Genomic DNA, 11,950 nt, shown 5'->3' on the forward strand with positions numbered 1-11,950 from the left:
CCGGGCGTCCGCGTCGCCGCGGAGGGCCCGTACGGCGCGTTCACCGCCGGCCGGGCGACCCGGCGCCAGGTGCTGCTGATCGCGGGCGGGGTGGGGATCACCCCGATCCGGGCGCTGTTCGAGACGGTGCCGGGCGAGGTGACCCTGCTCTACAGGGCGAGCAGGCCGCAGGACGTCGTCTTCCAGCGCGAGCTCTCGGCCATCGCCGCCCGGCGGGGCGCGGTCCTGCGCTACCTGATCGGCCCCCGGGCGGAGGTCGGCGAGCCGTTCACCGCCGAGGTGCTCACCTCGCTGGTCCCCGGGCTCCGCGACCACGACGTCTACCTCTGCGGGCCGTCCGGCATGACCGGGACGGCGGTGGCGGCGCTGCGCCGCGCCGGGGTGCCGCGCCGCCGCATCCATCATGAGTCGTTCGAGTTCTGATCCAAGGAGCCCCCGATGCGAAGAGCCATATTCGCCGTGCTGGTCACGGCCGCCGGACTGATGCTGCTGCTGGCGTTCAAACCCCATGAGATCGCCTCCGCCCAACGGCCGCCCGCCGCCCTCTCCGGGGCCACGGCTGGGACACGGGCGAGCCCGGGCACGGACACCACCGCGTCATCCGGGAACGACAGCGGATCCTCGGAAAGCGGCACCCGCACGGTGACCGGGGACGCGGTCGACACCCGCTGGGGCCCCGTGCAGGTGCGGATCACCCTCTCGGGAAACAAGATCACCGCCGTGGACGCCGTGGTGGTCCCGGACTCCAACGGCCGCGACCGGGAGATCAACTCCTTCGCCGTGCCGATCCTGACCCATGAGGCGCTGGCCGCGCAGAGCGCCCAGATCGACACCGTGTCCGGCGCGACCTACACCAGCCAGGGGTACGCGGGCTCCCTGCAGAGCGCCCTGGACAAGGCGGGCGTGTAGGTGAGGCACGTGGAGCACGTCATGGGCACGGTCTTCTCCTTCGACGTGCGGCACGAGCCGTCCGGCGGGCTGCGGGAGGCCCTCGCCGGGGCGGTGGCCGAGCTCCACCGGATCGACCGGGTGTTCTCCACCTATCGGGCGGACAGCCCGGTGAGCCGCCTTGGGCGCGGCGAGATCACCCTGGCCCGCTGCCCGCGGGAGGTCGCGGAGGTGCTGGCGCTCTGCGAGGACGCGGCGGCGATCAGCTCCGGGTACTTCACCAGCTCTCCGGACGGGCGGCTCGACCCGTCCGGCATGGTGAAGGGATGGGCGGTCGAGCGGGTGTCGGCGATGCTGGCCGAGGCCGGCGCGTCCAGCCACAGCGTCAACGGCGGCGGCGACGTGCGGGTGCGCGGCGAGGCCGGGCCCGGCCGGCCGTGGCGGGTGGGCGTCGCGCACCCGTTGCGCCCCGGCGCGCTCGCCACCGTGGTCTCCGGCCGCGACCTCGCCGTGGCCACCTCCGGTGTGGCCGAGCGGGGCGCGCACATCGTCGACCCGCATACGGGCGCCCCCGCGACCGCCCTGGCCTCGGTGACCGTGGTCGCGGAGAGCCTGACCAGGGCCGACGCGATGGCCACCGCGGCGTTCGCCATGGGCGAGGCCGCGCGCGACTGGGCGGCGCGCCTGCCCGGCCTGGAGGCTTTCGCGGTCACGCGCTCGGGTTCCGCCTGGTGGACGGACGGCTTCCCGCGCTATGCCCCCACGCACCCGGCACAAGCCTCAAATGATGTGCTATGACGTGATTGACAGTTAAGTGGACAATGCCGGACATGCCATCGGCTCAGGCGTGTCCCGAGAGCGAAGGACCAACTTGGCCAGCAGCGGCACCAGTCCCGGCCCCGGCGCCGGTCACGCGGATCCCCTCGCCACGTACAGCCTCGACGAGCTACGGGAGCGACGCAGCTCCAAATGGCGGGAGTACCCGCCGGACGTGCTGCCGGTGTGGGTCGCGGAGATGGACACCCCGCTCGCCGAGCCGATCGCGGCGGCGCTGGTTGCGGCCATCGGCCGGGGCGACACCGGGTACGCCGTCGCCGGAGGGCTGCCGGAGGCGTTCGCCGGGTTCGCCGCCCGGCGGTTCGGATGGCGAACCGACCCGGCGTACATACGCCTGGTGCCGGACGTGATGGCCGGGATCGTCGAGGTGCTGCACCTGGTCACCAGGCCGGGCGACCGCGTGGTGGTCAACACCCCCGCCTACCCGCCGTACTTCTACTGGCTGCCGCGCATCGGCCGCGAGGTCGTCCAGAGCCCCCTCGCCCTGACCCCTGAAGGTTTCCGGCTGGATTTCGCCGCCCTGGAGCGTGACTTCGCCGCCGGGGCCGCCGCGTACCTGCTGTGCAACCCGCACAACCCCACGGGCCTGGTGTTCGGCGAGGACGAACTGCTGGCCGTCGCCGCGCTCGCGGACCGCTACGGGGTGCGGGTCGTGGTGGACGAGATCCACGCCCCGCTGGTCTACCCCGGGGCGCGCCACGTGGCCTTCGGGTCGCTGGACGCCCCGGCCTCGGCCCGCTCGATCACCCTCGCCTCGGCGTCCAAGGCGTGGAACCTCGCCGGGCTCAAGGCGGCGCTGGCCGTGCCGGGTGAGGAGGCCCGTTCCGACGTCGCCGCCATCGACGCGGAGGTGAGCGAGGCCGCCGGTCTGCTCGGCGTGATCGCCTCCGAGGTGGCGTTCAACGAGGGGGAGCCGTGGCTGGCCGAGCTGATGGCCGGGCTCACCGCCAACCGCGCGCTGCTCGGCGACCTGCTGGCCAAGCGGCTGCCCGAGGTCGGGTACCAGCCGCCGCAGGCGACCTACCTCGCCTGGCTGGACTTCCGCGCGCTCGGGCTCGGCGACGACCCCGCCGGGTGGTTCCTGCGGCGGGGCGGGGTGGCGCTGTTCCCCGGCACGAAGTTCGGCCCCCCGGGGCGCGGGTTCGCGCGGTTCAACTTCGCGACCTCCTCCGAGCGGGTGGCCGAGGCGGTGGGCCAGATGGCCGCGTCGCTCATCAGCCGGCCACGCCCGGGTATGACGAGGGCGCTGAACGCACTGTAGGCGCGGCCACCGGTCCTGTACGGCCGCGGGCACCGGGCCCCGCCCGCGTGGCGGCCCGGTGCCCCGCTGGGTTCCGCTGGTCAGTCGAGCAGCGTGGCGAGGAACGCGTTGGAGAAGACCTTGTGGGGGTCCAGGGCGTTGAGGGTGGCCACGGCCGTGTCCCAGTTGTCGCCCGCGGGCTGCCCCGCCCGGTAGGCGTTCGGGACCGTGGTGTCGCGGACGGTGGCGTCGGCCCAGGCCGCCGTGCCGGAGTACGCCCATCCCTTGGACCACTCGGGCCGTACGGCGGCGTAGGAGCCTGTGTAGTTGGACAGGATCCACTGCTCGGTCTCGCGGTAGAACTGCTGCGAGTACGGCGTGCCCGGCACCGTGAGGATGTCGAGCCAGACCGCCACGTTCCAGTCGGTGTGGTCGGGCCGTGGCCGCAGCGCCGACAGCTGCGGGGACACCGCGCCGGCGACCTGGGAGTCGGCCGGGTCGTCGAGCCCGGTGACACGGATCTCCAGCGGGCCGTTCATGGGATAGCGCCCCTGGTTCGCGTACGAGGTGATCGCGCCCTTGTAGTAGGCGTAGAACTCGCTGACCACCCGCTGGATGTCGCTCCTTTTGGTCAGGATGGCGTAGCCGTTCGCGGTGACGCGCAGCGTGGTCGGGCGCACGTACAGCATGAGGTTCTTCGACCAGCCCCAGATGTCCCACGTGCCGGTGAGGATGAGGCCGGAGCCGACGACCGCCATCTGCGTGTTCTCGAACGTCGGGGTGAGCGCGGCGTTGCCCGAGACGATCTGCGAGAGCAGGTCGGAGGCGTCCTCGGAGAGGAAGTCCGAGAAGGTGTAGTTGTAGGGGCTGTTGACCTGCCTGGAGAGCAGGGGCTTGGTGGGTGCCACGCTCCACACCTTCAGCCAGGGCACGGTGGTGAAGGGGAACCAGATCGCCTCGACGCGCCCGGTGGAGTTCACGTAGCTCGCGAACGAGTCGGACCCCGCCGAGGCGGGTGGCGCGAACATCGTGTTGACGTTGATGTGGTAGAAGCTCTGGCACCTGAGCCGCTTGTTCGCCCCCACCCTCAGCGTGACCTCGGTGACGAACGTCCGGCCGAGGTTGACCAGCAGCGCGGAGATCGCCGGGTCCGAGCGCTGGAAGGTCCTGATGGCGTACTGGCTCGTCGCCGGGTCCCAGACGACGGCCTTGAGCTGCGTGACGAGGTTGCTGAGCGAGCCGAAGGTGTGCCCGGGGGTGAGGGTCTCCCCCGTCTTCGGCACCGCCGTGCCGTGCGCGTCGATGGCGAGCACGCCGCCGAGCGACAGGTCTCCGGGCGCCGGGGTGGCGGTCAGGCCGTACCCCGCCCCCTCCAGGATGGTCAGCAGCGACTCCATCGTGACGCCGGTCTGGGCGGTCACGCCGGCGGGCGAGCCCGCGTTGACGGTGACGGCCGTGAGGTGCTGGGTGGTGTCGACCAGCAGGGTGTCGCCCGGCGCTCCGGGCGGGATGACCAGGGGCGACCAGTTGTGCGACATGCCACGGGCTCGGATCTTCCAGCCGTTGGCCCTGGCCCAGTTCGCCAGCGTGACCACCTCCGCGACCGACGCGGGGGCCGACGTCCAGACGCCGTCGATCTCGATCTCCCCGGACCAGTTCTCGTAGGTCTGCTGGTAGAGCGAGATCCCCGCCGGGTAGTTCGGCGGCGCCGCGAGCGTCGCGCCGCTCGCCGGGGTGAGGCGGGCCCCGGGCGTCCACTGGAGCGCGCTCAGCGCCGCCGCTCCGGCGGCACCGCCGAGTAACGCCCGTCGCGTCAGACCGTGCCGGCCGGTGCCGTCACCGTATGCCATGAGGTACCTCCGTTGATCGCTTGTTGGCGGGCATGCGGCGGCCTGGGGCGACGATGGAGGTGGCCGGAGGTACGGGCTCGCGCCTGGGCCCGCGTGTGGTGAGCTGTCAGGAACTCACAGTTTCCCGATGGCTTTTTATACGCCCGCGCAACATGGCGGTCAAGCGATTGCTTGGTGGCGGTGACGTACGGGCGTGAACCGGGAATCCGGCTGGTTCCCGAGGGGCGGGAGGGATCAGGCGCCCGGTCGGGATCAGGTGTCGAGTCGGGATCAGGTGTCGAGGAAACCCGGGGGGACCATGACGCGCAGCCCGTTGGGGATCGAGCGGATCGTCAGCGGCGTGCGCAGGCGCACCTCGCCGTCCACGTCGGCGGCCATCGAGGGCTCGGTCTCCAGCAGCATCTCGCTCCCGGTGACGAACGGGCCGCCCGCGAGGCTGCTCCAGCGGCCGCTCGTGGCGCGGATCAGGGTCTCGGCGAGCAGCCTGAGCCTCTTGCCCGAGCCGAGCTGGTAGGCCACGAGGCGGCGGTTGTCGATGCTGATGTCGCGCGCGATCTGCCAGCCGCCGTGGTAGCGCCCGTTGGCGATGTTGAGCTGGTGGGTGAGCAGCTCGTGGCGCCGGCCGTCCACCGTGATGAAGGCGCGGAACGGCGAGTGCCCCGGCAGGATGGTCAGCGCGGTGAGAGGGTACGCGGCGCGGCCGAGCGCCCGCTTGAGCCACGGCCTGACCTTGCCGGCCACCTCGACCGACACCCCGAAGCTCGCCAGGTTGGCGAACGGGCGGTCGCCCGCCATGCCGAGGTCGATGTCGGCGACCTTGCCCCGGCTGAACACCTTGACCGCGCGGGCGAGGTCGAGCGGGAGGCCGAGGCTGCGGGCGAAGTTGTTGGTGGTGCCGAGGGGCAGCACGCCGAGGGCCACGTCACGGTGGGCGACGTGCTTGACGGCCTCGCTGAGGCTGCCGTCGCCCCCGCCGACCACCAGCAGGTCGGGCTGGAGCTCCAGGGCCTCCTGGATGGTCTCGGGAAGCCGGGAGGGGTCCATGACCGCGTAGGTCCTGAGCGGGCGGAAGCCGTCGGCCTGGAGCAGCCGCAGAGCCTCGAAGTAGCGGTGGCGGCCCCGCCGGGACCGCGTGTTGACCACCAGAGCCACCCTGCGCAGATCGCGGATCGCCTTGGTGTGTTCCGCCTTGCTCCGCAGCTCGCTCACCGATCACCCGTCCCGTAGATGGCTTCGGGACACATGCTATGCAGTCGAGGAACGCAGGCGGGACGGGTACGGCATCGCCGTGACCCGTCCCGCGTGGACCTATCGCCGGTTGTCTCTCCGGCTCACTGCTTGTTCAGTCCGGAGCTCACTTCTTCGGCGGGGTCACCTGGGCGATGACACCCAGGTTGCCCGGAAGCGGTGCGATGAGCTTGATCTGCACGCCGAGCTGCTTGCCCTCGTCGCCGGGGTTACCCGAGCCGAGGGTGAAGCCGTTGACGTCCTCGCCGTACAGGTCCTTCGCCGGCGTACCGTCGGCGTTGACGACCCGGACGGAGTACTGCTGGTTGTCCTTGGAGGGGACGACGACCGAGGCGTCGCGGAACCGGTAGTAGAGCCCGTCCTCGCGGCTCTCCAGGCCCGGGTACCAGGTCTTGGCGTCGGTGAACGCCTTGACCGGGTCCTGCGGCGCGAACTTCGTGCAGTACTCGGTGAACGGCTCGCCCTCGATGCACTCCTTGAAGGAGTACGTCTTGTTGAAGCCGAACGCCGCGTTCGACGCCTGCGGGCGCGACGGGATGTTCTTCAGCGTGCCCGGGTCGATCTGGGCCGCCTTGCCGGTACGGCGCAGCGGGTCGAAGTGGGAGTCGACCAGCAGCAGCTGGCCCTTGGCGCCCGCCGAGGGCAGCGACCAGATGTTGGACGCCGCGTTGTTGTAGCCGAGCGAGGTGTCGCGCAGCCAGACGAGCATGCCAGGGGCGTTGTAGGGAACCTTCTCGACCTTCCAGGCGCCGTCGTGGCTCCAGGTGGTGTCGTAGGTGTAGCTCAGGCCCTTGTCGAAGCCGTCCAGGTTGCGCCACTCGGCCAGGTAGTACTGGGCGCTCTTGAGCGTGCCGCTGTGCTGCTGCCAGCCGGTGCCCTTGGTGTCGGTGAAGGTGCCTCCGGCGGCGGTCCAGCCGGCGGTGTCCCCCTCGACGTCGTCGCTCCAGACGGTGGTGCCGCCGCTGGTGACCGAGAAGTCGTCGGCGAACCAGCCGCGCTCGTTGGCCGCGGCATCGGTGGCGTACCGCAGGCGCAGCTTGATGCTCTTGCCCGCGAACGGCGCGAGGTCGGTGTAGAAGTGCTGCCAGCCGCCGGAGTCGCCGGTCAGGCCGTACTTCTTGTTGCCGTAGTCGCGCAGCCGCTTGTTCGGGTCGGCGTAGTCGTCCCCGGTGGAGACGAGCGTGCCGTCCGCGCCGTAGATCTTCTGCTCGGTCCAGGTCGTGCCACCGTCGGTCGAGACCTCGATGAACCCGTAGTCCCAGTCCGCCTCGATGGTGTAGTCGTTCCACAGCCAGAACTTGCTGTCCGCGCCGGCCGGGACCGCGATGTCGCGGGTCAGCTTCACGTCGGCCCAGTCCTGGTCGTTGCTCGACCACCACACCTTGGCGCCGCTGTGCGGCGTCGTGAGCGTGACGTCCTTGTCGGGCAGGTTGACCCGTACGCCGTCCTCGGTCAGCTTGGGCGTCCGCGACGCCTGGCCGACGGTCACCAGCTTGGTGCCGTCACCGGGGTTGAGCACCTTCGGGTTCGCCCAGCCGAGCACCCACTTGTCCCACAGGCCCATGTGGATCGGCATCGACTGGAAGATCGGCCCGGAGTGCGAGCCGGTCGACATGAGGTCCCAGAACTCCACGTCGCTGTCACCGGAGCCGGTGGCGTCGTACAGGTCCGGGAGGCCGAGGTCGTGGCCGTACTCGTGGGCGAACACGCCGACGCCCGAGTTCTCCGGCTGCACGATGTAGTTCGAGATCTTGACGTTGGTCCCGGGGACCGTGTAGCCGCCCGCGATCGCGCTGGAGTGGGCCCAGATGGCGAAGGTGCCCTGGGCGCCGCCGCCGCCGGACTTGTCCTCGCCCGCGTGGACGAGCACCAGGTGGTCCACAACGCCGTCGGGCTCGTTGTAGTTGCCGTCGCCGTCGGCGTCGGAGGTGTCCTCCTGGTCGTAGTCGGCCCAGGGGAAGTTCGGGTTGGACTTGGCGAGCTGGTTCACCGCGTCGATGCCCATCTGGGCGGCGCCGCGGGGGTTGTCCGGGTGGCCGGAGGTGTCCTGGATCGCGGCGTGGCAGGCGCCCGCGCCGTACCAGGCCTCGGAGTGCGGGACCTTGATCCAGCCGATCGCCTCACCGCTGACGGTGTAGGCGCCCTTGGACATCTCCTCGTACATGTTCTTCATGGTGTAGCCGGCGATGTCGATGCCCGGCTTGCCGTCGCGAGGGTCCTTCAGGTCCGTGCGGACCCGCTTGGTGATGCCCTTGCTGGAGTAGAGCATGTCGTTGTAGAAGGCGTTGTTGAAGTCCGCCACCCACATCGAGTTGTTGTCCTTGCCACCGCCGGCCGCCAGGGCGGGGTTAAGGATGTTGTTGTGCAGCGGCCCGTTGATCTTCGTGCCGGGCGGCTCGGTGACGCAGTCGTCCGCGTCGTCGATCGTCTTCGGGTGGCTGAAGCCCGAGAAGTCGTCGTTCGCGTTCTCGTTGAACTCGACCAGCAGCGTGAGCAGCTTGGCCTTCTGCGTGGTCTTCGACTTCTTGTACAGGAACTCGAAGGGGTTCTTGCCGGTGCGGACGGCCGTGCGCTCGTGCTTGGCCAGTTCGCGGGCGGCGACCGGGTTGCCCTCGGCGTGCTTGTGGTCGAACTCCTCGGGCGTGGGCGCGGTACCGCGCCGCTTGGCCGCCCCGGTGTCGACCTTCTCCTCCGCCTTGGGCATGGTGTCGCTCTGCACCCTCGGGGGGGCGTAGTTGATGTAGTAATCACTCGCCGTGGGCTGATACCTGGCCACCGAGGTGTCCCCCGGTGCCGCGGCACCCGTGACCGCGAGGCCCGCCGCCGCCAGTCCCACCACTGGCAGCACCGCGGCGAGACGCCTGATTCTGCGTGACAACAGGGTTTCCTCCTCCGCCCGGGTTGTCCGGGCTCCACCCGGGGTCTCCGGGCGACGTCCAAGGCGCGCCGGGATGAACGCGCCGACCGTTGGAGATCTGTGGCGCTTACCATGGAACGCCCCAGAATCGGCAAAGCGGACGTTAGAGGATGTAGTAAAGCAAAAGTAAAGCCGACCAAGGATGTTGCGAAATTGTCATCGCGGGAAGTCCGATGAGCACGGCGTTTCACGCGTCCGCGATCAGCTCTTTCCCGCGGTCTTCCTGCTCCGGCGCGACACGGCGGCGGCGCCTTTCACCGGTCCACCCCGAGTCGGCATGAACGGGGGGCAGAACGTACAGTCGCAGGCGTGAACCCCGTCGATGAACTCGTGGACGCCCTCCCGGCCGGGAGGGTGCTGACCGATCATGATGTGGCGGCCTCCTACGCCCGGGACCAGACGTTCCTCGAGCCCGGCAAGCCCCTGTGCGCCGTGGCGGCGCAGACCCGTGACGACGTGGTCGCCACCATGCGCTGGGCCACCGAGCACCGGGTGCCGGTGGTGCCCCGGGGCGCGGGCACCGGGCTCGCGGGCGGGGCCACGGCGGTCGAGGGGTGCGTGATGCTGTCGCTGGCGCGCATGACCGCGATCCGCGAGCTGTCCCCCGCCGACGAGATCGCCGTGGTGGAGCCGGGCGTGATCACCGCCGACCTCGACCGCGCCGCGCGGGCGCACGGCCTGATGTACCCCCCGGACCCCTCCTCGTACGAGATCTCCACCATCGGCGGCAACCTCGCCACCAACGCGGGCGGGCTGCGCTGCGTGAAGTACGGCGTCACCCGCGACTCCACGCTCGGCCTTGAGGTCGTGCTGGCCGACGGGCGGATCCTGAACACCGGCCGCCGCACGATGAAGGGCGTGACCGGGTACGACCTCACCGGGCTCTTCGTGGGCTCCGAGGGCACCCTCGGCGTCATCACCTCGGCCACCATGCGGCTGCGCCGGGCGCCGGCCGTGCCGCCGGTCACGATCGCCGCCGAGTTCCCTTCGCTGCGCGCCGCAGGGGACGCGGTCGCGGCGATCGTCGCGGCGGGCTGCCAGCCGTCCCTGCTCGAACTGATGGACCGCAACACCCTCAAGGCGATCGACGACTGGAAGAACATCGGCCTCGAAACCGGCGTCCAGGCCATGCTCATCGCCCAGTCGGAGGGCGACCGGCCGGGCGGCGCCGACGAGATGGCGGGGCTCTGCGAGACCAACGGCGCGAGCTTCGTCGCGGTGTCCTCTACCCCGGAGGAGACCGACGAGCTGATCGGCGTGCGGCGGCTGGCCTACACCGCCAAGGAACGGCTGGGCGCGTGCCTGGTGGAGGACGTCTGCGTCCCCCGCTCCGTGCTCCCCGACATGATCTCCACCATCGAGGAGGTCGCCGCCCGGCACGACGCCCATATCTGCACGGTCGCGCACGCCGGGGACGGCAACCTGCACCCGGTCTTCATCTTCGACCGGGGGCTGCCTGAGCCGCCGGCGAACGTCTGGGCGGCGGCCGACGAAGTCTTCCGCGCCGCGCTCGACCTCGGTGGCACGCTGACCGGCGAGCACGGCGTCGGCCTGCTCAAGCGCCGCTGGCTCGGCCTCGAGAGCGGGCCCGTGGTGGACGAGGTCCAGCAGGGGATCAAGCGCGTCTTCGACCCGCTGGGCATCCTCAATCCGGGCAAGGCCATCTGAGACGCCCTCGGTACCACCATTCCCACTGGTAGCGTTCTTGACCACAAGTCGTGCTAAGTCAGGACACGGGGGTCGGGGTGGCACAGGGGCTCACGGGTGAGGACCCGCGCCGCCTCGGCGCGTTCGAGATCCTCGGACGCCTGGGCGAGGGGGCCCAGGGCGTGGTCTACCTCGGCCGGTCGGCGGCGGGTGAGATGGTGGCGATCAAGCTGCTGCACGCCCGGCTCTCCGCCGACGCCGACGCCCGCGCCCGGTTCCTTCGCGAGGTGTCGGTCGCGCAGAGGGTCGCGAGGTTCTGCACCGCCTCGGTCCTGCACGCCGACCTCGCCGGCAACCAGCCCTACATCGTGAGCGAGTACGTCCCCGGCCCGTCCCTGCGCCAGCTCGTGGACCGGGAGGGACCGCGTCGCGGCGCCGCGCTCGACCGCCTCGCGATCAGCACGGCCACCGCGCTCGCCGCGATCCACGGGGCGGGCATCCTGCACCGCGACTTCAAGCCCGCCAACGTGCTGATGGGCCCCGAGGGCCCGGTCGTCATCGACTTCGGCATCGCCAGGGCGCTGGACACCCCGGGCGCGACCGCCACGGGCGACACCCTCGGCACCCCGTCGTACCTGGCGCCCGAGCAGCTCGGCGGCGTGGCGGTGACCCCGGCGGTCGACGTCTTCGCGTGGGGCGTCACGATGGTCTTCGCCGCCACCGGGCGGCCGGCCTTCGGCTCCGACTCGATCCCGGCGGTCATCAACCGCATCCTCAACGAGCAGCCCGACCTCACGGCCCTGGACCCCGCGCTGCGCGACCTCGTCGCCGCTTGCCTGTCGAAAGACCCCGCCCGCCGCCCCACGGCCGAGGCGATGGTCTCCCACCTGATGGGCCGTCCCATCCCCCCGGCGCGGCAGGAGACCCGGCTGAGCCCCCGCAACGCTGAGGGCCCGAGGCGGGGCGCGGCGCGGCGCAAGTCGTTCGGCGAGCGGACGTTCGCGCTGTCGATCATCGCCGCGGTCGCCGCCGCGATCCTGACCGCGGGCACCGTCGTGCTGGCCCAGTCCGTGACCTCCTCCGGCTCCTCCGCCCAGCGGGCGGCCACCGGAGGGCCGCCCCCCGAGGTCGACGCCGCCACCGGAGGGCCGTCGGATATCGGGCCGTCCGTGGACGCGACGGCCGGCGAACTCTCGCCCTCCTCCTCTCCGAGCCGCACCGTGAAGCCCACGGTGAGAGCGCGGATCAGCCGGTCCCCGTCCCCGTCCCCGTCCCCGTCCCGGCGGCCGGCCACGCGGACGCCGTCGCCCAGCCCGACGGCCA

General features: G+C 71.2%; 8 protein-coding genes and 1 pseudogene. 6 read left to right on the forward strand and 3 right to left on the reverse strand.

Annotated features, from left to right (window positions below; all coding sequences use genetic code 11):
• The 4 genes and pseudogenes from AB0O34_RS34045 to AB0O34_RS34060 all read left to right on the forward strand — a co-directional run.
• Positions 1 to 423 (forward strand): annotated as a pseudogene (locus tag AB0O34_RS34045) (ferric reductase); the annotation flags it as partial.
• Between the two features lie 15 nt (positions 424 to 438).
• A complete protein-coding gene (locus AB0O34_RS34050; protein ID WP_363922619.1) occupies positions 439 to 909 on the forward strand; it encodes an FMN-binding protein in 471 nt (156 codons plus the stop codon).
• Between the two features lie 9 nt (positions 910 to 918).
• On the forward strand, positions 919 to 1,686 hold the full coding sequence (locus tag AB0O34_RS34055; protein WP_363922621.1) for an FAD:protein FMN transferase: 768 nt from the start codon (positions 919 to 921) through the stop codon (positions 1,684 to 1,686).
• Positions 1,687 to 1,759: 73 nt separating this feature from the next.
• On the forward strand, positions 1,760 to 2,986 hold the full coding sequence (locus tag AB0O34_RS34060; protein ID WP_363922623.1) for an aminotransferase class I/II-fold pyridoxal phosphate-dependent enzyme: 1,227 nt from the start codon (positions 1,760 to 1,762) through the stop codon (positions 2,984 to 2,986).
• An 80-nt stretch (positions 2,987 to 3,066) separates the two neighbouring features.
• Here the strand turns inward: AB0O34_RS34060 and AB0O34_RS34065 are convergent, their stop codons facing one another.
• The 3 genes from AB0O34_RS34065 to AB0O34_RS34075 all read right to left on the reverse strand — a co-directional run bounded on the left by AB0O34_RS34065 (position 3,067) and on the right by AB0O34_RS34075 (position 8,941).
• Positions 3,067 to 4,815, reverse strand: coding sequence for a cholesterol oxidase substrate-binding domain-containing protein (locus AB0O34_RS34065; RefSeq protein WP_363922625.1), 1,749 nt, complete (start codon positions 4,813 to 4,815; stop codon positions 3,067 to 3,069).
• A gap of 270 nt (positions 4,816 to 5,085) precedes the next feature.
• Entirely contained in the window at positions 5,086 to 6,024 is a 939-nt protein-coding gene (locus AB0O34_RS34070; RefSeq protein WP_363922627.1) for a YegS/Rv2252/BmrU family lipid kinase, read from the reverse strand.
• A gap of 145 nt (positions 6,025 to 6,169) precedes the next feature.
• Positions 6,170 to 8,941 (reverse strand): immune inhibitor A domain-containing protein, encoded by a 2,772-nt coding sequence (locus tag AB0O34_RS34075; RefSeq protein WP_363922629.1) that lies wholly within the window; start codon positions 8,939 to 8,941, stop codon positions 6,170 to 6,172.
• Positions 8,942 to 9,289: 348 nt separating this feature from the next.
• Here AB0O34_RS34075 and AB0O34_RS34080 point away from each other — a divergent pair, with 348 nt between their 5' ends.
• Positions 9,290 to 10,648: an FAD-linked oxidase C-terminal domain-containing protein gene (locus AB0O34_RS34080; protein WP_363922631.1), complete on the forward strand. Its 1,359-nt coding sequence runs from the start codon at positions 9,290 to 9,292 to the stop codon at positions 10,646 to 10,648.
• 77 nt (positions 10,649 to 10,725) lie between these two features.
• Positions 10,726 to 11,950, forward strand: a 1,225-nt coding sequence (locus AB0O34_RS34085) for a serine/threonine-protein kinase (protein ID WP_363922633.1), incomplete at its 3' end; no start/stop codon positions are given.

This window comes from Sphaerisporangium sp. NPDC088356 (genome assembly GCF_040685555.1).
In the GTDB taxonomy this organism is placed as follows: domain Bacteria; phylum Actinomycetota; class Actinomycetes; order Streptosporangiales; family Streptosporangiaceae; genus Sphaerisporangium.

What these genes read in the sequence shown, in the direction of transcription:
- AB0O34_RS34050 (WP_363922619.1), top strand. Translation starts at nt 439, where the DNA reads ATGCGAAGAGCCATATTCGCCGTGCTGGTCACGGCCGCCGGACTGATG.
- AB0O34_RS34065 (WP_363922625.1), bottom strand. Translation starts at nt 4,815, where the DNA reads ATGGCATACGGTGACGGCACCGGCCGGCACGGTCTGACGCGACGGGCG.